Origin of the sequence: Stenotrophomonas sp. GD03877 (assembly GCF_029840555.1) — a bacterium.
GTDB classification, from domain to species: Bacteria; Pseudomonadota; Gammaproteobacteria; order Xanthomonadales; family Xanthomonadaceae; genus Stenotrophomonas; species Stenotrophomonas geniculata.
Map to the genome: position 1 here is coordinate 1 of NZ_JAOCCT010000011.1, position 20,573 is coordinate 20,573.

22 protein-coding genes and 4 tRNA genes are annotated in these 20,573 nt (G+C 66.7%); 12 read left to right on the forward strand and 14 right to left on the reverse strand.

Going from position 1 to position 20,573, the window contains the following annotated elements:
• Positions 1 to 385: 385 nt before the first annotated feature.
• From N5D20_RS10205 to N5D20_RS10250, 10 genes are all read right to left on the reverse strand, one after another.
• Positions 386 to 462 (reverse strand) — tRNA-Arg (locus N5D20_RS10205).
• A 32-nt stretch (positions 463 to 494) separates the two neighbouring features.
• Positions 495 to 571 (reverse strand) — tRNA-Arg (locus N5D20_RS10210).
• 58 nt (positions 572 to 629) lie between these two features.
• Positions 630 to 706, reverse strand: a tRNA-Arg gene (locus N5D20_RS10215).
• Positions 697 to 1,623 carry an alpha/beta fold hydrolase gene (locus N5D20_RS10220; protein WP_197579424.1) on the reverse strand — a complete coding sequence of 309 codons (927 nt, stop codon included), beginning with the start codon at positions 1,621 to 1,623 and terminating at the stop codon, positions 697 to 699. Before N5D20_RS10220 ends, N5D20_RS10215 begins: the two co-directional genes overlap by 10 nt.
• Entirely contained in the window at positions 1,620 to 2,429 is an 810-nt protein-coding gene (gene thiD, locus N5D20_RS10225; protein WP_054171457.1) for a bifunctional hydroxymethylpyrimidine kinase/phosphomethylpyrimidine kinase, read from the reverse strand. Before thiD ends, N5D20_RS10220 begins: the two co-directional genes overlap by 4 nt.
• Positions 2,430 to 2,519: 90 nt before the next feature.
• Positions 2,520 to 3,188, reverse strand: coding sequence for a YoaK family protein (locus tag N5D20_RS10230; RefSeq protein ID WP_049410361.1), 669 nt, complete (start codon positions 3,186 to 3,188; stop codon positions 2,520 to 2,522).
• Positions 3,189 to 3,200: 12 nt separating this feature from the next.
• On the reverse strand, positions 3,201 to 3,707 hold the full coding sequence (locus N5D20_RS10235) for a hypothetical protein (protein ID WP_197579423.1): 507 nt from the start codon (positions 3,705 to 3,707) through the stop codon (positions 3,201 to 3,203).
• Positions 3,704 to 5,104 (reverse strand): PhoH family protein, encoded by a 1,401-nt coding sequence (locus N5D20_RS10240; protein WP_010484287.1) that lies wholly within the window; start codon positions 5,102 to 5,104, stop codon positions 3,704 to 3,706. The genes N5D20_RS10235 and N5D20_RS10240 overlap by 4 nt, the downstream gene beginning before the upstream one ends.
• Before the next feature lie 84 nt (positions 5,105 to 5,188).
• Positions 5,189 to 5,668 (reverse strand): peroxiredoxin, encoded by a 480-nt coding sequence (locus tag N5D20_RS10245; protein WP_049434212.1) that lies wholly within the window; start codon positions 5,666 to 5,668, stop codon positions 5,189 to 5,191.
• Between the two features lie 79 nt (positions 5,669 to 5,747).
• Positions 5,748 to 6,308 carry a glycine cleavage system protein R gene (locus N5D20_RS10250; protein ID WP_005409051.1) on the reverse strand — a complete coding sequence of 187 codons (561 nt, stop codon included), beginning with the start codon at positions 6,306 to 6,308 and terminating at the stop codon, positions 5,748 to 5,750.
• 164 nt (positions 6,309 to 6,472) lie between these two features.
• On the opposite strand from N5D20_RS10250, the gene dapA reads away from it, so the two are divergent.
• Positions 6,473 to 7,366 (forward strand): 4-hydroxy-tetrahydrodipicolinate synthase, encoded by an 894-nt coding sequence (gene dapA, locus N5D20_RS10255; protein WP_049434211.1) that lies wholly within the window; start codon positions 6,473 to 6,475, stop codon positions 7,364 to 7,366.
• Positions 7,367 to 7,398: 32 nt separating this feature from the next.
• Entirely contained in the window at positions 7,399 to 7,914 is a 516-nt protein-coding gene (locus tag N5D20_RS10260; protein ID WP_197579422.1) for a hypothetical protein, read from the forward strand.
• 152 nt (positions 7,915 to 8,066) lie between these two features.
• Here the strand turns inward: N5D20_RS10260 and fdxA are convergent, their stop codons facing one another.
• Entirely contained in the window at positions 8,067 to 8,390 is a 324-nt protein-coding gene (fdxA, locus tag N5D20_RS10265; protein WP_004153066.1) for a ferredoxin FdxA, read from the reverse strand.
• 191 nt (positions 8,391 to 8,581) lie between these two features.
• Between fdxA and N5D20_RS10270 the strand changes: the two genes are divergently transcribed.
• Entirely contained in the window at positions 8,582 to 10,006 is a 1,425-nt protein-coding gene (locus N5D20_RS10270; protein WP_197579421.1) for a sugar porter family MFS transporter, read from the forward strand.
• A gap of 362 nt (positions 10,007 to 10,368) precedes the next feature.
• Here the strand turns inward: N5D20_RS10270 and N5D20_RS10275 are convergent.
• A tRNA-Glu gene (locus tag N5D20_RS10275) sits at positions 10,369 to 10,443 on the reverse strand.
• A gap of 52 nt (positions 10,444 to 10,495) precedes the next feature.
• Between N5D20_RS10275 and pcnB the strand changes: the two genes are divergently transcribed.
• The 7 genes from pcnB to pgi all read left to right on the forward strand — a co-directional run bounded on the left by pcnB (position 10,496) and on the right by pgi (position 16,593).
• Positions 10,496 to 11,875, forward strand: a complete 1,380-nt coding sequence (pcnB, locus tag N5D20_RS10280) for a polynucleotide adenylyltransferase PcnB (protein ID WP_054171463.1) — start codon at positions 10,496 to 10,498, stop codon at positions 11,873 to 11,875.
• A 3-nt stretch (positions 11,876 to 11,878) separates the two neighbouring features.
• Positions 11,879 to 12,364, forward strand: coding sequence for a 2-amino-4-hydroxy-6-hydroxymethyldihydropteridine diphosphokinase (gene folK, locus N5D20_RS10285; RefSeq protein WP_197576787.1), 486 nt, complete (start codon positions 11,879 to 11,881; stop codon positions 12,362 to 12,364).
• 34 nt (positions 12,365 to 12,398) lie between these two features.
• A complete protein-coding gene (panB, locus tag N5D20_RS10290) occupies positions 12,399 to 13,214 on the forward strand; it encodes a 3-methyl-2-oxobutanoate hydroxymethyltransferase (RefSeq protein ID WP_004153072.1) in 816 nt (271 codons plus the stop codon).
• Positions 13,211 to 14,050, forward strand: coding sequence for a pantoate--beta-alanine ligase (gene panC, locus N5D20_RS10295; RefSeq protein WP_043402539.1), 840 nt, complete (start codon positions 13,211 to 13,213; stop codon positions 14,048 to 14,050). The genes panB and panC overlap by 4 nt, the downstream gene beginning before the upstream one ends.
• 66 nt (positions 14,051 to 14,116) lie before the next feature.
• Entirely contained in the window at positions 14,117 to 14,614 is a 498-nt protein-coding gene (locus tag N5D20_RS10300) for a hypothetical protein (protein ID WP_197579420.1), read from the forward strand.
• Positions 14,615 to 14,701: 87 nt separating this feature from the next.
• Positions 14,702 to 15,082 carry an aspartate 1-decarboxylase gene (gene panD, locus N5D20_RS10305; RefSeq protein ID WP_005409061.1) on the forward strand — a complete coding sequence of 127 codons (381 nt, stop codon included), beginning with the start codon at positions 14,702 to 14,704 and terminating at the stop codon, positions 15,080 to 15,082.
• A complete protein-coding gene (pgi, locus tag N5D20_RS10310; protein ID WP_197579419.1) occupies positions 15,079 to 16,593 on the forward strand; it encodes a glucose-6-phosphate isomerase in 1,515 nt (504 codons plus the stop codon). The genes panD and pgi overlap by 4 nt, the downstream gene beginning before the upstream one ends.
• A gap of 44 nt (positions 16,594 to 16,637) precedes the next feature.
• Here pgi and N5D20_RS10315 read toward each other — a convergent pair whose 3' ends face one another.
• Both N5D20_RS10315 and N5D20_RS10320 read right to left on the reverse strand, forming a co-directional pair.
• Positions 16,638 to 17,201 (reverse strand): response regulator transcription factor, encoded by a 564-nt coding sequence (locus N5D20_RS10315; RefSeq protein ID WP_005409063.1) that lies wholly within the window; start codon positions 17,199 to 17,201, stop codon positions 16,638 to 16,640.
• On the reverse strand, positions 17,198 to 18,424 hold the full coding sequence (locus N5D20_RS10320) for an ATP-binding protein (protein WP_125438410.1): 1,227 nt from the start codon (positions 18,422 to 18,424) through the stop codon (positions 17,198 to 17,200). The genes N5D20_RS10315 and N5D20_RS10320 overlap by 4 nt, the downstream gene beginning before the upstream one ends.
• Positions 18,425 to 18,538: 114 nt before the next feature.
• Here N5D20_RS10320 and ispG point away from each other — a divergent pair, with 114 nt between their 5' ends.
• Positions 18,539 to 19,804 (forward strand): flavodoxin-dependent (E)-4-hydroxy-3-methylbut-2-enyl-diphosphate synthase, encoded by a 1,266-nt coding sequence (gene ispG / locus N5D20_RS10325; protein ID WP_197579418.1) that lies wholly within the window; start codon positions 18,539 to 18,541, stop codon positions 19,802 to 19,804.
• The gene (locus tag N5D20_RS10330) at positions 19,785 to 20,534 is read left to right on the forward strand and encodes a phosphatase PAP2 family protein (RefSeq protein ID WP_197579417.1); all 750 of its coding nucleotides are present in this window, start codon (positions 19,785 to 19,787) and stop codon (positions 20,532 to 20,534) included. The genes ispG and N5D20_RS10330 overlap by 20 nt, the downstream gene beginning before the upstream one ends.
• Positions 20,535 to 20,573 lie beyond the last annotated feature (39 nt).

A 20,573-nucleotide genomic window follows, 5' to 3' on the forward strand; every position in this document is an offset into this window, starting at 1 on the left:
GCCCCCGCAACCGGACCCACCCCGCCTTCGATAGTTTTCCGTGAACTGTCCGCACTTCTGTAGAGCCGATCTGACGGATATCGAAACATTCGAACTCGATGGAGATTCATCCACGCATGGCGTGGATCCATCAGATCGCGGAAATCTGTCAGAGGTGGGGCGGCATGGGCAGGCAGGACCGTTGGCGGCATGGATGCCGCCATCGAGCCCCCATGGATGGGTTTACGGCGTGTCCTGCCTGTCCATGTCGCCCCGCCAAACCACGGAATGCCAGCTTTTGCTGTTGCCGTTGCCTTGGCTTGAAGCCTCTGCAGGTGCAGGGTGCAACCCTGCCGAAAAACACACATAAAAAAACAGCAGGCCGAGGCCTGCTGTTTCGGTGTAATGGTGCGCCCGGAGAGATTCGAACTCCCGACCGCCTGGTTCGTAGCCAGGTACTCTATCCAACTGAGCTACGGGCGCCAATTACATAAACTTGTTGTGCTGACTGTGTATGGTGCGCCCGGAGAGATTCGAACTCCCGACCGCCTGGTTCGTAGCCAGGTACTCTATCCAACTGAGCTACGGGCGCGCGGTACACAATCAAATTTTAAAACATTTCCAGCGGCGGATGCTGAAAACCTGTCGAGTGGTGCGCCCGGAGAGATTCGAACTCCCGACCGCCTGGTTCGTAGCCAGGTACTCTATCCAACTGAGCTACGGGCGCCCTGCGACAGGAGCGGAATTATGCGGATGTCGGCGCGTACCGTCAACAGTTTTGTGAAAATTTTCATCCAACTGAATGAAAAAGCTGTCAGCTACGGCCTCCGGCGCCTTCAACCATGCGAAATGATCGGCGCGCGTGCCCAGTTCCTGCGCGGACAGCACGCGCAGCTGCGCGTCCACATTCGGCAGCTTCGCCAGCAGCGTCTGCATCGATCCGGTGGGCGCCAACCAATCGTGCTCCATCAGCACGGCCTGTGCGCTGCCATGCACGCGCGCCATCTGCGCATCGAGGTCTTCGTCCATGCCGGTCGCGGCGTAGTGGTTGTTCAGGCCCACGCGCGCCCAGTCGGCAATCAACCCGCGCGCCTCCGTGCCGCCGAAGCCAAGGCGACGGCCATGCAAGACGCCCTGGCGTTGCGCGATCCATGGCAGGAAGCGGTAGACCAGTGGCAGCAGCCAGCCGCGTGGTGGCGGAAAACCACGCCAGAACGGTGAGCCGCTGGCGGCCAGCCATAGCCGGTTGAAGTGCTGCGGATTACGGCCTGCGTGCACGCAGGCCAGCTGCCCACCGAGACTGTGTCCACCGATGATCCAGGGCAGGGCGCCGGCGTCGTCATCCGCTGTGGCCAGGACCGCCTGGCTGGTTGGCAGATCCTGTTCGAGTACCTCGCGATAGCCCCAGTCCTGCGTGCGCGACGGGCGCAGTGAGCTGCTGCCGTTGCCGCGCCACTCGTGCAGGTAGACCGCCACGCCCTTCGCCGCCAGCGCCAATGCCAGTGGCAGGTAGTGGCGCGCGGCCACGCCCAGTGCCGGAAGCCACAGCAGGCGCGCGACGGGCTGTGCAGGCACGCAGGCGATCACTTCGTAGCGATGGCCATCAGCGCACTGCACGGCAAGGACGTCCGGTGTGAGGCTCATGCGTGTGGCGCCGCGCCGAAGTGATCGAGCACCAGCACCTCGCTGCGGCCGGGGGCATAGCCCTGCTGCAGGCCGCGTGCAACGTAGTCGATACCGGCTTCGCAGGCGTTGGCCAGGCTCAGGCCGTTGCACAGCTGTGCGGCGATGGCCGAGGCCAGCGTGCAGCCGGTGCCATGTGCGTCCAGCGGCAGGCGGGCGTGGATGAATTCTTCGCTGCTGACGCCGTCGAAGTAACGATCGATCACGCGATTGCCCTCATGCAGGTGGCCGCCCTTCAGCAGCACGGCGCCGGCACCGAGGTCGAGCAGGGTGGAGGCAGCCTGTTCGGCGTCATCGCCGTTGCCGATCTTCCGGCCGATCAGGAGTTCTGCTTCCGGCGTATTGGGCGTAACCAGCGTCGCCAGCGGCAGCAGGCGCTCACGCATGGCCTTGAGCGCACTTTCCTCCAGCAGGCGTGCGCCGCTGGTGGCGACCATCACCGGGTCCAGCACCACGTGCGGTGGGCGGTGCTTTTCGAGTGCGTCGGCGACGGCATGGATCACCTCGGCGTTGGCCAGCATGCCGAGTTTCACGGCATGGATTTCGAAGTCATCGAAGCAGGCTTCGATCTGCGCCTGCAGGAATGCGATCGGTGGCACATGCACGGCGGTGACGCCACGGGTGTTCTGTGCGGTCAGTGCGGCGAACACAGCCAGGCCATGCACGCGGTGCGCGGCAAAGGCCTTGAGATCGGCGGGGACGCCAGCGCCGCCGCCGGAGTCGGAGCCGGCGATGGTAAGGGCGGAAACGGGAGTGGTCGGGCTCATCCAGCGATTGTGCCGTGGTCACCCGTAAGGGAACAGTGCCAACCGGACGGTCGCCCAGTAGACCCACGCCATGCGTGGATGCGCTTCACCTCAATGCCGCCAACGCGCCCACTGCTGGTACAGCACATAACCCAGCCCGGTCAGGCCGGTGAGCAGGGCAGGGGCGAGCAGGGCGTCGTACTGCCAGCGCACGAACAGCCAGGCGCCGATGATGCCGCCGGCGAGGAAGCCGCTGATGATCAGGCCGCTGAGGGTCAGGCGGCGTACCTGCAGCGGCAGCCCGCGCAGCAGGTGGCCCAGGCCGATGCCGAGGTCGGTGAACATGCCGCTGAGGTGGGTGGTGCGTACCACCGCGCCACTGAAGGTGGTGGCCATCGCGTTCTGCAGGCCGCAGGCCATGGCAGCGGCCAGTGCGCCCCAGATCTGGTGCTGTTCGAACAGCGGAATGGCGATCAGCAACAGCGCCGATTCCAGTGCCAGCGCCACGCCGTAGCGGCGCCCCAGCTGCAGGGCGCTGTCCTGGATCAGCAGGCCGCTGAGCATCGCACCCAGCGAGAACGCGATCAGCAGTCCCCACAGGTGGCCGACCGCGCGCCAGTCACCCTGGGCCAGCGCCATGCCGAGCTGGCTGGTGCTGCCGGTCATGTGGCTGACGGCCTGGTGCTCGAAACCGAGGAAGCCGACCACGTTGACCATGCCGGCCACGCACGAGAGCGCGACCGCGCCGATCCAGACCCAGGTGGGCAGGCGTATTCCCATCGGCGGGGCCCCTCAGGGCCCGCCGAAGCCGCCGTTGAACTGCAGCTCGCTGAAGGTGTTGCTGGCCGGGTCGAACACCGCGCCCCAGAATTGCGTGCCGCCGTCACAGACGCGGATCGCTTCCCGTGCCGGATTGATGCCGCTGTCGTCGGGCAGGTGGAAGGCGTTGATGTAGATCAGCCGCTTGCCGGCGCTTTCGATGCCGACGTACTGGCGGTCGAAGTCCAGCACCTTCGGTACCTGTGCTTCCAGCGAGGACAGCTGCGCTTCCAGCTGGTCGATCTGCTGCCGGCTGGGCGCCCAGTAGCCGCTGACCCGCCCGGCCTCGCGGCTGGGGCTGGCGCGCGAGCAGGTGTCGAGCACCTGCGCGGCGATGATCGGGCGGGTGACGACCCATGACTGGCCGGTACGCTCGGCGGTCGGCACGCTGGCCGGGCCGCGTGTGGTGGTGCAGGCGCCGAGCACGGCTGCGAGGGTGATCGCAGCCGTGGGCAGCAGCAGGCGGTTGCAGCGTTTCACAACACCTCCGAAGCGTAATCGGCCAGGCGCGAGCGCTCGCCACGGCGCAGGGTGATGTGTGCGCTGTGCGGCCAGTTCTTGAAGCGATCCACCGCGTAGGTCAGGCCCGAGGTGGTCTCGGTCAGGTACGGCGTGTCGATCTGCTCGACGTTGCCCAGGCAGACGATCTTGGTGCCGGGGCCAGCACGGGTGATCAGCGTCTTCATCTGCTTCGGGGTGAGGTTCTGCGCCTCGTCCAGGATCAGGTAGCGCGACAGGAAGGTGCGGCCGCGCATGAAGTTCATCGAGCGGATCTTGATGCGGCTGGCCAGCAGGTCGTTGGTGGCCTGGCGGCCCCAGGTGCCGCCTTCCTGGTTGTGCGTGAGCACTTCCAGGTTGTCGGTCAGCGCGCCCATCCACGGCGTCATCTTCTCTTCCTCGGTGCCGGGCAGGAAACCGATGTCCTCGCCGACACTGACCGTGGCGCGGGTCATGATGATCTCGCGGTAGCGCTGCTGGTCCATCGTCTGCGCCAGGCCGGCAGCCAACGCCAGCAGGGTCTTGCCGGTGCCGGCGGTGCCCAGCAGCGTGACGAAGTCGATCTCCGGGTCCATCAGTGCATTGAGCGCGAAGTTCTGCTCACGGTTGCGTGCGCTGATGCCCCATACGGCGTGACTGCCGTGGCGGAAATCATCCACCAGCGACAGCACCACCTTGCCGTCGCCGACCACGCGGCTGACACGCAGTTCGACCTCGTCTTCGCCGGGCAGGTAGACGTACTGGTTCGGGTACCACTCCTCGCCATCCTGCGCGAGGATTTCGTAATGCGTGCGGCCCTTGTCGCTCCAGCTGCGCAGGTCGTCGCCGTGGCGCTTCCAGAAGTCTTCCGGCAGCTCGGTGGCGCCGGTGTAGAGCAGGCTGAAATCGTCCAGCGCACGGTCGTTCTCGTAGTCTTCGGACACGATGCCGGCGATGGCGGCCTTGATCCGCAGGTTGATGTCCTTGGAAACGAACACCACCGGCAGGTCCGGGGTTTCTTCCTTCAGCGCCAGGATCGCGCCGAGGATGGCATTGTCGGGAATGACCTTGCCAAAGCTCTTGCCCGCGTCGAAATGACTGGTCTGGAAGCGCAGCTTGCCGGCGCTCTGCTTGCCGCGCAGCTGCAGGCCATTGGGGCGCTGCAGCGGAATGCCGTCGGCCAGGTTGTCCAGGCCGGATTCCTGCACCAGCTCATTGAGGAAGCGGCTCACCTGGCGGGCGTTGCGGCTCGCCTCGGAGGTGCCCTTCTTGCCGTTGTCCAGCTCCTCGATCACCTGCATGGGCAGGTAGACGTCGTGCTCCTCGAATTTGAACAGCGCGGTGGGATCGTGCATCAGCACGTTGGTATCCAGCACGTAGATGCGCTTGCCTCGGGTCATCGTCGATTCCTGGTTACGGACAGGGAAAAACCACCACGGCCTGCTGCGGGGCAGGGTGATGGCAGACACAGTAGGCAGTGGGACTCACTTGGACTGGGAGGCCTTCAGTTCGGCGAGAACGGCATCGGCATGGCCGGCAACCTTGACCTTGCGCCAGGACTGCACGATGCGGCTGTCGGGGGAAATCAGGAAGGTGCTGCGTTCGATGCCACGTACCTGCTTGCCGTACATGTTCTTCATCCTGATCACGTCGAAGGCGCTGCACAGCGCTTCGTCGCCATCGCTGACCAGCGGAAAGTTGAAGCCCTGCTTGGCACAGAAGTTGTCATGCGACTTCACCGAGTCGCGCGAGACACCGAGTACCACCGCGCCTGCCTTCTTGAACTTCGGCAGCAGTGCGTTGAAGTCGATGCCTTCGGTGGTGCAGCCGGGGGTGCTGTCCTTGGGATAGAAGTACAGCACCAGCCAGTGGCCGGCGTAATCGCCGAGAGTGGCCTGTTCGCCACCGGACAGTGCCAGCGGCAGGGAGAGGGTGGTGCTGTCCAGGGTATCGCCGTTGTTCATGAGGTCCTTCTGTCGAGCCTGGGTTGTTTCTACGACAATTGCATGAAACGCCACGCGCCCGTGAGGGACGCGCGAAAAATCAGAACTTCATCGGATCCATGATCGCGTCCAGGTTCAGGTGGTCGCAGAATTCAAGGAAATCGTCGCGCAGTGCGGCGATGTGCATGTTGGCCGGTACGCCGATGGTGACCTGTGCACTGAACATTTCCGCGCCGGTCTGCATGGCGCGGTAACGCGTGCTCTGCAGGTTCTCGATGGTGATGCCCTGGCGGTCGAAGAAATCGGCCAGCTGGAACAGGATCCCCGGCTTGTCGGCGGCGATCACTTCGACGATGTACGGCAGCAGGTTGGACTGCGCCTGCTTGGCGGCGGTGCGGTACCAGACCAGCTTCAGGCCTTCCTCGCGTTCCAGCCGGGTCAGCATCGCCTCCAGCTTGGCCACCGAGTCCCAGGAGCCGGTGGCCAGGGCGGTGACCGAGACATCGCGGCCGACCGTGGCCAGGCGTGCGTCCACCAGATTGCAGCCGCTGTCGGCGATGCGTCGGGTGACGGACAGCAGGGGGGACTCCGGATGCGTCGTATAGGCGTTGATCAGGAGGTGGTTTTCGCTCGGCGCGGGGCGCGGGGTGGTGTCGGTCAAGGCGATTCCGGGTAATGCATGCGTTAGTCTGAATGCCCGCCAGAGGCGGGGATCCACCGGTGTCCAGCATACTTGCCCGTGCTTTCGCGCCGCAAGTAACATTCAAGTCGCCCCCGGCCTTTCGTGGCGGGCGTTTTCCCTTCCCAGCCAAGAGCAGCACGTCCTTGTCCCTTTCCGGCCTCATCACCGCGCTGGCGACCCCGTTCCGGGCCGACGGCGCCCTCGATCCCGACGGTTGGCAGCGCCTGCTGCACCTGCAACTGGAAGGTGGCGTCCATGGCGTTGTCGTTGCCGGCTCGACCGGCGAAGCGGCGACCCTCACCGATGCCGAGTACGACCTGCTGCTGGCCAGCGCGGTCGAGCGCATAGGCGGTCGCATCCCGGTCATGGCCGGAACCGGCCTTTCGGGCACCGCCAAGACCATCGAACAGACCCGTCGTGCCGCCGCGCTCGGCGCCAGCCACGCGCTGGTGGTCACCCCGCCTTACGTGCGGCCGACCCAGGCCGGTCTGATCGCGCACTACCGCGCGGTGGCCGACCAGGGCGGGCTGCCGGTCGTGCTGTACAACGTGCCTGGCCGCACCGGTTGCGACATGCAACCGGAGACCGTGGCCGAACTGGCCAGCCATCCCAACATCGTCGGCATCAAGGAGGCGGTGGGCGACACCGGCCGGGTGCAGGCGCTGCTGGCCCTGCGCAGTCCGCAGTTCGCCGTGCTCAGCGGTGACGACGGCACGGCGGCCCGGTCGATCCAGGCCGGCGTCGATGGCCTGATCTCGGTCGGTTCCAACGTGCTTCCGGGCGCCTACCGCCGGATGTGCGAACTGGCCGCCGCGCACGATCACGAAGCCACCGCGTCGTGGGATGCGCGCCTGCATCCGTTCCATGATTTCTGTGGTGTCGAACCGAACCCGATTCCGGTCAAGGCGCTGCTGCGCCGCATCGGCATCGGTCACGACCTGCGCCTGCCGCTGCTGCCCCTGTCGGCGCCGCATCATCCGGCGGCCGACCACCTTGCCGGCGACATCGCCGCCCTCGAAGCCCTTTCCAGCCACTGACCTTCCGTCTTGGTCTGACCCAGGAGATTCACATGCGTCAATCCGTATCCACCGTCCGCGTGCTGTCCTACGCCCTGCTTGCGGTGGCCGTTGCCGCCGGCACCACCGGCTGCTTCAAGCGTGGTGTCAAGGGCGACTACGCCCTGGCCCCGGAAATGCGTCCGCTGGAAGTGCCGCCGGACCTGAACCTGCCGACCACCACCGGTGACAACAAGGTGCCGACGCTGGCATCGGCGACCAAGCCGGCGGCCCCGGTGGCTGCGGCCCCGGCCGTGGGCAACACCGGTTTCACCATCGCCGGTGGCAAGGACGAAGCTTTCGCCAAGGTCGGCACCGCGCTGGAAGGCCTGGAAGGCGTGACCATCGCCAGCCGCGCGCAGCTGCTGGGCTCGTATGACGTGGCCTACGAAGGCAGCAACTTCCTGGTCCGCGTGGTCGCTGTCGATGCTGGGGCCTACATTTCCGCGGTCGATCCGCGTGGCCTGCCGGCCACTGCCGAAGCGCCGGTGAAGCTGATCGCCGCGCTGAAGGCGAAGCTGGCCCAGTAAGGGCTGGTCGGGTGGGTGCGGGCCTTGGTCCGCACCCGCTCTGGTAGAGGCCGACCTTGGTCGGCGCTTCTGTGCCAACCAAGGCTGGCACCTACCGGGAAGCAGAAAAGGGCGCCCGTGGGCGCCCTTTTCGTTACCGCCGTGGGCGCTTCTCAGCGCTCCAGCAGCTTCAGCTTGTCCGGCTTGCCGTCCCATTCGCCGGCGTCGGCGGGCGGGTCCTTGCGCACGGTCAGCACCGGCCACTCCTTCGCCAGTTCGGCGTTGAGGGCCACGAAACTTTCCTGGCCGGCAGGAACATCGTCCTCCGGGAAGATCGCGTTGACCGGGCATTCCGGTTCGCAGAGGGTGCAGTCGATGCACTCATCCGGGTCGATCACCAGGAAGTTCGGGCCTTCGTGGAAGCAATCCACGGGGCACACTTCCACGCAATCGGTGTGTTTGCACTTGATGCAGTTTTCGGTGACGACAAAGGGCATGGGCTGGGGGTGGATCGATTCCTGAACCCGCCAATTCTAGAACAGGTTGGCCCCCGGTGTCGGCGCGGGGCGGAAATCGGGCGTCTGGCAGGCGCGGCCGTGGCGTCATTGGCGGCAGGGGGAGGCCTGTGCGACGCTGCGGGTCAGCCGGCTGCGTCGGATGGCCGGCCCCCTTCCCAGCAGGATCGTCCATGTCCCCAGCCCAGCCCAACATCGCCTCCCATGGCGGTGAGAACACTGCATTCATCGTCCTGATCAGCTGCGTGGCCACCCTGGGTGGATTCCTGTTCGGCTTCGACAGTGGTGTCATCAATGGCACGGTCGATGGCCTGCGCCAGGCCTTCAACTCCAGCGAGGCGGCGCTCGGTTTCGAAGTCGCCTCGATGCTGCTCGGCTGCGCAATCGGTGCCTTCCTGGCCGGCTGGCTTGGAGATCGCCTGGGCCGTCGTGGTGTGCTGATCGCCTCGGCGCTGATGTTCCTGGTTTCGGCGCTGGGTGCCGGTGCCGCACACGCCTCCTGGTTGTTCATTGCCGCACGCGTGCTCGGCGGCTTCGCGGTGGGTGCGGCCAGTGTGATGTCGCCGGCCTACATTGCCGAGGTGGCCTCGGCGCGCTATCGCGGGCGTTTGGCCACGGTGCAGCAGATGGCGATCATCTGCGGCCTGTTCGCCGCCTTCCTCAGCAATTACCTGCTGGCCCGTGCCGCTGGGGCCTCGACCGAGCCGCTGTGGCTGGGCCATGAGGCTTGGCGCTGGATGTTCTGGATGCAGGCACTGCCGTCGGGGCTGTTCCTGCTGTTGTTGCTGGTGATACCGGAAAGCCCGCGCTTCCTGGTCCTTAAGGGGCGTCAGCAGCAGGCGAGGGCGGTACTGTCGCGGCTGTACGGCGAGGCCGCGGCGGCGGCCAAGCAGGCCGAGATCGAAGCCAGCCTGGCCCAGGACCAGCACAAGCCGCGCTTTGCCGACCTGCGCGACACGGTCAGCGGCAAGCTGCGCCCGATCCTCTGGGTGGGCATCGGCCTGGCCATGTTCCAGCAGCTGGTCGGCATCAACGTGGTGTTCTACTACGGCGCGGTGCTGTGGCAGGCGGTGGGCTTCTCGGAAAGCGATGCGCTGCTGATCAACGTGCTGTCCGGCGCGCTGAGCATCGGCGCCTGTCTGCTGACGGTGCTGTTGATCGACCGCATCGGGCGCAAGCCGCTGCTGTGGATCGGTTCGGTCGGCATGTCGGTGGCGCTGGTGCTGATGGTGGTTGCGTTCGCCAGTGGCAGCCTGGCCGACGGTCGCCTGCAGTTGTCCGAAGGCATGGGCCGGCTGGCGCTGGTGGCAGCCAACGTCTACGTGGTGTTCTTCAATATGTCCTGGGGCCCGGTGATGTGGGTGATGCTGGGCGAGATGTTCCCCAACCAGATCCGCGGCCCGGCGCTGGCGGTGGCCGGCGCCGCGCAATGGACCTCGAACTTCGCGATCACCGTGACCTTCCCGATGCTGCTGGCCGGCATCGGCCTGGCCGGCGCCTACGGCATCTATACGGTGGCGGCCATCCTCTCGATCTTTTTCGTGGTCCGCTACGTGCGCGAGACCAAGGGCAAGGAGCTGGAGCAGATGGAAGGCTGACGGCGACTGGCTTCGGTTGCATTCCGTTGGCGCCTGCCTGTCCAGAGTGTGAGGGGGCCCGCCCCCTCCTGACAGTTTCATGGTGCGTGCGGATGCGGCGAAGTGCTGGTCGGTTGTTGCCGCAGCTCGTGGGAGACCGTCCAGAGTCGGTGGGGTCACCCAGGGCAGGACCGTTGGCGCCATGGATGGCGCCATCGAGCCCCCATGGATGGGTTCAAGGCGTGTCCTGCCCTGGGTGACCCCACCGGCTCAAGTCGATAGCAGGGAGGCGCTACTGCGACCAAGCCGATCGATGCCATCACAACCCCGGAAAACAGAAAAGCCCGCACAAGGCGGGCTTTTTCGGTTCCTGCTGCGGCGACTGGCGCTCCCTAGGGGACTCGAACCCCTGTTTTAGCCTTGAGAGGGCCACGTCCTAACCACTAGACGAAGGGAGCGTAACTGTGTCGCTGCCGAGGCAGGAGCGCTAGTATATGCACCTCGATGCCATTGGGCAATCCCGAAACTTCAACCGGAAGCGCCAACATCATTTCCTCTGCTACATCACCGTTCAGCCTGCGCGTCATCCCGCGCGACCAGCACACGATCTCCCGCAAGGACATCAGCCCGAACGCCCTGCGCGTGCTTTATCGCCTGCGCGATGCCGGCTTCGGCGCCTACCTTGTCGGCGGCGCGGTGCGTGACCTGCTGGTCAATGGCCAACCCAAGGATTTCGACGTGGCCACCGATGCCACGCCCGAACAGGTCAAGCAGCTGTTCCGCAACTGCCGCCTGATCGGCCGCCGCTTCCGCCTCGCCCACGTCGTGTTCGGCCGCGAGATCATCGAAGTCGCCACCTTCCGTGCCAACAGCGATGACGGCAGCGGCGACCGCGAGATGGAAAACGGCATGCTCGTGCGCGACAACGTGTACGGCACCATCGAAGACGACGCCATCCGCCGCGACTTCACCTGCAACGCCCTGTACTACGCCATCGAGGACTTCTCGGTGCGTGATTACACCGGCGGCTTCGAAGACGTGCAGGCGCGCCTGATGAAGCTGATCGGCGACCCCGAGCAGCGTTATCGCGAAGACCCGGTGCGCATGCTGCGTGCGGTGCGCCTGGCGGCCAAGCTCGGCTTCCAGATCGAAGAGGGCACCGCCGCGCCGATCCCGCATCTGGCCGGCCTGCTCAACGAAGCCGCACCGGCACGCCTGTTCGAGGAAGTGCTGAAGCTGTTCCTGTCCGGGCACGGCGTGGCCAGCTTCGAAGGCCTTGAGCGTTACGGCCTGCTCGACGTGCTGTTCCCGGAAAGCGCCAAGGCATTGAAGTCCAACCGCACCGGCGCGCTGCGCCGCATGCTGGTCGAGGGCCTGGCCAACACCGATGCGCGCGTGGCCAACGACGAGCCGGTCTCGCCGGCGTTCCTGTTCGCGCTGCTGCTGTGGCCCGCGTTCTGCCGCGCGCAGGCGACCCTGCTCAAGCAGGGCGTGGCACCGGAGGAGGCACAGCGCCGTGCTGCCGACCGTGTGACCGTGCAGCAGCTGAGCACCATCGCATTGCCGCGCCGCTTTTCGCTGCCGATGCAGGAAATCTGGCTGCTGCAGTCGCGCTTCGGTTCGCGCCAGCGCAAGCGCGTGTTCCGTACGCTCACCCACCCGCGCTTCCGCGCCGCGTTCGACTTCCTCAGCCTGCGTCAGGTGGCCTCGGCCGAGCACGCTGCCGATGTCGAGTTCTGGCGCGAGGCACAAGCGCAGTCCGGCCGCGAGCTGGAATCGTCGCTGGACGTGATGCACAGCGAAGAGGGAGATGACGAGAGCGGGGCACCGCGCAAGCGCCGCCGTCGCCGCCGTCGTCCGGGCGCCCCGGCCGGTGCGGCGGGCGAGTAAACGATGACCCTTGCCTGGATCGGCCTCGGCGCCAACCTTGGCGACGCGGCCGCCACCGTCGGCGCGGCGATTGCCGCGCTCGACGCGCTGCCCGGTACCCGCCTGCGCCAGGCCTCGCGGCTTTATGCCACGCCGGCCTGGGGCAATGAAGACCAGCCGCCGTTCGTCAACGCGGTGGCCTCGGTCGAAACCACATTGCCGGCCGATGAGCTGCTGCAGGCGATGCTGGCGCTGGAGCGGGGCTTTGGCCGCGTGCGCGATCCGGCGGTGCACTGGGGGCCGCGCGCACTGGACCTGGACCTGCTGCTGTACGGCGCGCAGGTACTCGATCAGCCCGGCCTGCAGGTACCGCATCCCTACATGCACGAGCGTGCCTTCGTGCTGGTGCCGCTGGCCGAAATCGCGCCGGATCTGGCCATTCCCGGCCATGGCCGCGTGCAGGATGCAGTGATGCGGGTGGATGCCTGCGGGATCGCGCCGATAGGGTGATAATGCCCGGGTTATCTCCCCCGGTTATCAGCACATGAGCACCCACGCAGACAGCAAGCCCTGGACCGTTCCCGCCCTGGCCGAGGCCAAGCGCAATGGCCAGAAGCTGGTCATGTTGACCGCCTACGACGCCGGCTTTGCCCGTACCTTCGATGCCAATGGCGTCGACCTGATCCTGATCGGTGATTCGCTGGGCATGGTCGTGCAGGGCCATGATTCGACCCTGCCGGTGACCGTGGCCGACATGGTCTACCACACCCGCGCCGTGGCCCGCGTGCTGCAGCGTGCGCTGCTGGTGGCCGACCTGCCGTTCGGTGCCGATGCCACCCCGGAACGCGCGCTGGATGCATCGCTGCAGCTGCTGCAGGCCGGTGCCGAGATGGTCAAGATCGAAGGTGCCGGCTTCAAGGTCGACATCATCCGTTACCTGGTCGAGCGTGAGATTCCGGTCTGCGCTCACCTGGGCCTGACCCCGCAGTCGGTGCTGCGCCTGGGCGGCTTCAAGATCCAGGGCCGTGGCGATGCCGCGCGCCAGCTGGTGGAAGATGCCAGGGCCGTGGCCGCTGCCGGCGCCAGCATCATGGTGCTCGAATGCGTGCCGACCCCGGTCGCCGCCGAAGTGACCGCGGCGGTGGATGTTCCGACCATCGGCATCGGTGCCGGCCCGCAGTGCGACGGCCAGGTGCTGGTGCTGCACGATTTCCTCGGCCTGGACAGTGGCCATCGCCGTCCCAAGTTCGTCAAGGATTTCCTTGCCGAAGGCGGTTCGGTGGCCGGTGCCACCCGCGCCTATGCCGACGCCGTGCGCGACGGCAGCTTCCCCGACGAACAGCACGCCTACGCCCAATGATCCAGACCTTCAACGAGCTCGGCGCGCTGCGCGAGCAGATCGCCCAGTGGAAGCGCGAGGGCCTGCGCGTGGCGCTGGTGCCGACCATGGGCAACCTGCATGGTGGCCACCATTCGCTGGTGACCCTGGCCCGCCAGTACGCCGACAAGGTGGTGACGAGTATCTTCGTCAACCCGACCCAGTTCGGGCCGAACGAGGACTTCAGCCGCTACCCGCGCACGCCCGAGGCTGACGTGGCCGGGCTGGAGCAGGCCGGCTGCGATGCGGTGTGGCTGCCCAGCGTCGAGGCGATGTATCCGCTGGGCGTGGACAAGACCACGCAGATGCACGCGCCGGGTGTCAGTGAAGTGCTGGAAGGCGCCAGCCGCCCGGGCCACTTCGACGGCGTGTGCACGGTGGTGGCGCGCCTGTTCCTGCAGGTGCAGCCGGATGTGGCCGTGTTCGGCCGCAAGGATTACCAGCAGCTGGCCGTGATCAGGCAGATGGTGGCCGAGCTGTCGTTCCCGATCCAGATCGTCGGTGCCGAGATCGTGCGCGACGAGGATGGCCTGGCCAAGAGTTCGCGCAACCAGTACCTCAACGCCGAACAGCGACCGGTTGCGACGACCATTCACCGCACGCTGCTGGGCATGCGCGAAGGCTACGTGGCCGGGCACACGCGGGTGCAGATCGAGGCCGACGCCACGGCGGCGCTGCAGGCGGCCGGTTTCCAGGTCGACTACGCCGTGCTGCGCACGCCCGAGCTGGCCGAGCCGACCTTCGACGGCGGTGGCCGCGTGGCGCTGATCGCCGCGCGCCTGGGCACAACGCGCCTGATTGACAACCTGGAGTTCTGAGCCGCACGCGGCTTGGGGGCGCCCGCAACGGGCGCCTCTGCACTTCCCACGGACGGGAGACCGGAAATGAAAGCCCCCAGCACTGATACCGGCCGCCTCGCCCAGGCCTCGATCCTGGCGGTGCTGGCGGCAGGCATGTTGCCGGCCCAGCTGTTTGGCGGCCTGTTGTTCGCGCTCGAATTCAGGCGTACGCCGATGCCTGCGCTCACCGGTGGTGGGCTGATGTTCGTACTGGCCGTCTGCAATGCCATCGCGGTGTTGCTGCCGATGGCGCTGATCCTGCAGTCTCAGCAGCGCCTGCGCCGGGCCGGCTTCGTGCTGGTCGGCTTCGGGCTGGGCGCGCTGGCCATGGCCACCTGCGCCTGGCCGGGAGAAAACCAGGGGCCCTGGCTGCAGCGCCTGCGCTACGTCGATACCTTCGATGTGATCAGCTATGCCTTGCAGGTGCTGGCCGCGGGAGGCTTCGGGCTGGTCGCCGGGCTGGCCTTCCATACGGTGTTCCGGCTGTCTCTGGAAGGCGGTTCCGGGCACGCAGCGCCGCCGCCGCCGGGGGAGGGCACCTGAACAGCCTTCAGCGTCCTGCTGCAGCCCCCTGACGATGGTCAAGCGGGTGCTAGAATCCGCTCTTTCCTTTGCCGTTGCAGCGCCCCCATGCACCTGTCCCTGCTCAAGACCAAGATCCACCGCGCCACCGTCACCCATTCCGAGCTGAACTACGAAGGCTCGATCGCCATCGATGACAACCTGCTGGCTGCCACCGGCATCCGCGAGTTCGAACAGGTGCACATCTGGGACGTGACCAACGGTGCGCGCTTCTCGACCTATGCCATCCGCGCCGAAGCCGGCAGCGGCGTTGTCTCGCTCAACGGTGGCGCCGCGCGCCACGTGCAGGTCGGTGACATCATCATCATCGCCGCGTTCGCCAGCATGACCGAGCAGGAAGCTGACAGCTTCAAGCCGAAGCTGGTGTACGTTGATGGCAAGAACCAGATCACCCACACCAACGACACGATCCCGACCCAGGCCGCATGACAACGAACAACGGATTCGACTCGCTGCATTCCCACGCCCAGCGCCTGAAGGGCGCAAGCATCCCCAGCCTGCTCGCCGCCGAACCCGGCCGCGTGCAGGACTTGGCGCTGCGGGTCGGTCCGTTGTACGTCAACTTCGCCCGGCAGAAATACGATGCCGCGGCGCTGCAGGCATTGCTGGCTTTGGCCGCCGACCGTGATGTCGGCGGTGCCATCACCCGCCTGTTCCGTGGTGAGCAGGTCAATCTGACCGAAGGTCGCGCCGCACTGCACACCGCACTGCGTGGCGACGTGGTCGATGCGCCGGTGGCGGCCGAGGCCTATGCCACCGCGCGCACGATCCGCCAGCGCATGGGCGTGCTGGTGCGCGCGCTGGAAAACAGTGGCGTGACCGACGTGGTCAGCGTCGGCATCGGCGGTTCCGATCTCGGTCCGCGCCTGGTCGCCGATGCACTGCGCCCGGTCAGCGGTGCGCGACTGCGCGTGCATTTCGTGTCGAACGTGGACGGCGCCGCCATGCAGCGCACGCTGGCTACGCTGGATCCGGCGAAGACCGCCGGCATCCTGATCTCCAAGACCTTCGGCACGCAGGAAACCCTGCTCAACGGCCAGATCCTGCACGACTGGCTGGGTGGCAGCGAGCGTCTGTATGCAGTCAGTGCCAATCCGGAACGTGCCGCCAAGGCCTTCGCGATCGCCGCCGATCGCGTGCTGCCGATGTGGGACTGGGTGGGTGGCCGTTATTCGCTGTGGTCGGCGGTCGGTTTCCCGATCGCGCTGGCGATCGGCTTCGAGCGCTTTGAACAGTTGCTGGAAGGCGCGGCGCAGATGGATGCGCATGCGCTGGATGCACCGCTGGAGCGCAACCTGCCGGTGCTGCACGGCCTGACCGACATCTGGAACCGCAACCTGCTGGGCCATGCCACGCACGCGGTGATGACCTACGACCAGCGCCTGGCGCTGCTGCCGGCCTACCTGCAGCAGCTGGTGATGGAAAGCCTGGGCAAGCGCGTGCAGCGTGACGGCCAACCTGTCACCACCGACACCGTGCCGGTGTGGTGGGGCGGGGCGGGCACCGATGTGCAGCACAGCTTCTTCCAGGCGCTGCACCAGGGCACCAGCATCGTTCCGGCAGATTTCATCGGCTGCGTGCACAACGACGATCCCTACACGATCAATCATCAGGCCCTGCTGGCCAATCTGCTGGCGCAGACCGAAGCACTGGCCAATGGCCAGAGCAGCGACGACCCGCACCGTGATTACCCGGGCGGCCGCCCGAGCACGCTGATCCTGCTCGACGCGCTGACCCCGCAGGCGCTGGGCGCACTGATCGCCATGTACGAACACGCTGTGTACGTGCAGTCGGTGATCTGGAACATCAATGCCTTCGACCAGTTCGGTGTCGAGCTTGGCAAGCAGCTGGCCAGTGGCCTGTTGCCGGCGCTGCAGGGTGAGGATGTGGCGATTGCCGATCCGATGACCCGCGAGATCCTGGCGCAGCTGAAGGGCTGAGGTATCTGGAGAGTCGAGCCATGCCCGGCGGACGCGACGCCGCGTCACCGGCTCGGATCGCGTTCCGGGCTGGGCCGCTTGGCCAGCTTGCGCTGCAGCGAGCGGCGGTGCATGCCGAGCAGGCGCGCGGCCGCCGATACGTTGCCGCCGGTCTCATGCATCGCCTGCTGGATGTGCTCCCACTGCAGGCGGCTGATCGGCGTCATCGCGTCCGGCACTTCCATTTCGCCATCGTCGGCCGGGCCGTCATCTTCCTCACCGAGGGCGCGCAGGATCATCGGCACCGTGGCCGGCTTCGGCAGATAGTCATCGGCCCCGAGCTTGATCGCTTCGACCGCCGTGGCGATGCTGGCGTAGCCGGTGACCAGCAGGATCCGCATGTCCGCGCGCAGGGCGCGCAACGGCTGGATCAGCGCCAGGCCGGAGTCGCTGCCCAGCTTCAGGTCGATCAACGCGAAGGCGGGCGGATGCTGGCGGGCCAACGCCAGTGCGCTGGCGGCATCCTGCGCGGTCTGCGTTTCCAGCCCCTTGCGGGCCAGGCTGCGCTGCAGCGTGCGCAGGTACAGTTCGTCGTCGTCGACCAGCAGGCCGAGGGTTGAGGCGCTCATGGGGTTTCCTCGCGTAGGGCCAGCGGCAGGCGGAAGCCGACGCGGCTGCCGGCCCCTTGGGCCGGGCGCATCCACATCTCGCCGTCGAGGCGTTCGATGGTGGCATGGGACAGGGCCAGGCCGACCCCCATGCCTTCACTCTTGCTGCTGCCGAACAGCTTGCCCGGCAGCACCGCGGCGCGCGCGTTGAAGCCGTGGCCGTAGTCGCGCACCTCGCCGATCAGATCGTTGCCTTCGATGCGCAGGTCCAGGTCCACGCGCGGCCGGCCGGCCTGTTCGCCGGCATCGGCGGCATTGTTGAGCAAGACCATCAGCAGATGGCCCACGCCCGGGTCGAGTGGCAGCCGCAGCGGCGCATCGTCGTTGCGGTGCAGGTCGATGGTCGGCCGCACCAGGCGCCACTGTTCCAGTACCTGCTGGGCACTGGAGTGGCTGCGCCCCGGCGCATCGGCCGAGGCCGGTGCGGCCAGCGCCAGCACGCGCTCGCGGCACTGCACCAGCAGCTCGCGCAGGGTTTCCATGTCTTCTCGGACTTCGGGCTCTTCGCTGCGCTCGGCGACGTCATCGGCGAGCAGGGTCATGGTCGCCAGCGGCGTGTTCAGTTCATGTGCCACCGAGGCGGCATGGGTGGCCAGGGCGACAATGCCCTCGTTGCGGGCGAAGCGTTCGCGCAGGGCCGACAGTTCCAGTTCGCGCTGGCGCAGCGCCAGTGCCAGGCGGGTGGAGAAGGTCAGTACGACCGCAGCGGAAATCAGGAAATTGGCGACCACGCCCCAGCGGTTGAGGTCCTGCGCGCGGAAATAGCCATCCGGCAGCGACTGGCCGAAGATGCCGCTGGCGGCGTAGCCGAGCAGGCAGGCCAGCGCGACCGCCAGCGCCCAGCGCAGGGGCAGGGCGAACGCGGCCAGCGCGATCAGGATCAGGAACAGCGAACTGAACGGGTTGGCCATGCCGCCGCTCCAGCCCACCATCCAGGTCAGGATGATCACGTCCACCAGGATGTGGCCGAATGCGGTCAGTGGCGCGGTGTCAGCCGCTTCCGGGCGCAGCTGGGTGTAGATGTTGAACAGGGTCAGCACGGCTACGCCGGCCCACAGCGGCAGCTGCGGCAACGGCAGGCCCAGCACCCAGGTGGCGACCAGGATGGTGGCGGCCTGGCCACCTACGGCAAGCCAGCGCAGGCTGCACAGGGTTCGGAGAAACGGGGCGTCGGGACCGGTCATTCACGCTCATCGTATGCGTTCACGCGTGACCTTGCCTGCGACAATCGGCCGCAGCCGTGCCGCCGGCTGAATGCGAGTCACCCGGAATGCGGGAGCGGGCGGTAGAATGCGCCCATGCACGACGCCGTCACCCGCCCGACTCCCCCCTCCGATGCCACCTCCTGGCCCCGCCGCCAGACCCACGCCGTGCAGATCGGCGGGGTCACCGTAGGTGGAGGCAAGCCGGTGGTGGTGCAGTCGATGACCAACACCGACACGTCCGACGTGGCCTCCAGCGTGAAGCAGGCGGCTGAGCTGTGGCGTGCAGGTTCGGAAATGGTGCGTTTGACCGTCAACACCGTTGAAGCCGCTGCGGCGATCCCGCGCATCGTCGACAAGCTGGCGATGATGGGCATCGACGTGCCGCTGATCGGTGACTTCCACTACAACGGCCACCAGCTGCTGACCGCCGAGCCGGCGTGTGCCGAAGCGCTGGCCAAGTACCGCATCAACCCGGGCAACGTCGGCTTCGGCAAGAAGAAGGACCTGCAGTTCGCCCAGTTGATCGAGTTCGCGATCCGCTACAACAAGCCGGTGCGCATCGGCGCCAACTGGGGCTCGCTGGACCAGGCCCTGGCGGCGAAGCTGATGGACGAGAACAACCTGCGCGAACAGCCCTGGGACGCCGGTCGCGTGCTGCGCGAGGCGCTGATCCGCTCGGCGCTGGATTCGGCCGAGCAGGCAGTGGAACTCGGCCTGCCGCGCGACCGCATCGTGCTGTCGGCCAAGGTCAGCGGCGTGCAGGAACTGATCGCGGTGTATCGCGACCTGGCCCAGCGCTCGGACTTCGCCCTGCACCTGGGCCTGACCGAGGCCGGCATCGGCAGCAAGGGCATCGTCGCCTCGTCCGCGGCGCTGAGCGTGCTGCTGCAGGAAGGCATCGGAGACACCATCCGCATCTCGCTGACCCCGGAACCGGGCCAGTCGCGCACGCAGGAAGTGATCGTCGCCCAGGAACTGCTGCAGACCACCGGCCAGCGTGCCTTCACGCCGCTGGTCACGGCCTGCCCGGGCTGCGGCCGCACTACCTCCGAGTTCTTCCAGGAGCTGGCCAAGGTGGTGCAGAACCACGTGCGCGAGAAGATGCCGCTGTGGAAGATCCAGCACCCGGGTGCAGAGAACATGACCCTGGCGGTGATGGGCTGCATCGTCAACGGGCCGGGTGAGTCGCGCCATGCCAACATCGGCATCTCGTTGCCGGGCACGGGTGAAACGCCTGCAGCGCCGGTGTTCGTCGATGGCGAGAAGAAGGTGACCCTGCGTGGCGACAACATCGCCCAGGAGTTCGTCGCCCTGATCGACGATTACGTCGAACAAAAGTATGTCCGAAGCGCCGGATAAGCCTGCGATCCTCGCTGCACCGGAGTCCGCCTCCGGCTTCCGCCACTGGATGGTGCGCAACGCCTGGCGCCTGGTCCTGCTGTTCGGCGGTGTGCTGCTGCCGCTGGCCGGCTTCGTCGCCCTGGCTGACGAGGTGCACGAGTTTGAATCGTTCCATTTCGACGCGCCGCTGCTGTGGCAGATGCATGGCCTGCATTCGCCGCTGCTGGACTGCTTCTTCGTGCTCATTTCAAAACTGGGCTACGAATGGTTCCTGATCCCGGCCGACGTGCTGATCATCGGCGCGCTCCTGGGCTACCGGCGTTGGCGCGAGGCCACCTTCGTGGCGGTCAGCTTCGTCGGCTCCGCGCTGCTGAACATGGGCAGCAAGCACTTCTTCCAGCGCCAGCGCCCCAGCCTGTGGGAATCGATCGCGCCGGAATCGACGTTCAGTTTCCCCAGCGGCCACGCGATGGGCTCGATGACCCTGGCGGTGACCCTGGTACTGCTGGCCTGGAACACCCGCTGGCGCTGGCCGGTGCTGCTGCTGGCGCCGGCATTCAGCCTGCTGGTCAGCGTGTCCCGGGTGTATCTGGGGGTGCATTACCCCTCCGATATCCTGGCCGGATGGTGTGCCGCGCTGGTTTGGGTGGTAGGGTGCTATCTGGTCATGTTCAGTCGCCGGCACCCCTGGCGACGTCACGGCCCGCCGCCAGCGAAGGCCAGCGAAGCATCATCACAGGGGGATTGACGTGGATGGCCCTTGAGGGACGTCTACGTGATAGATCAG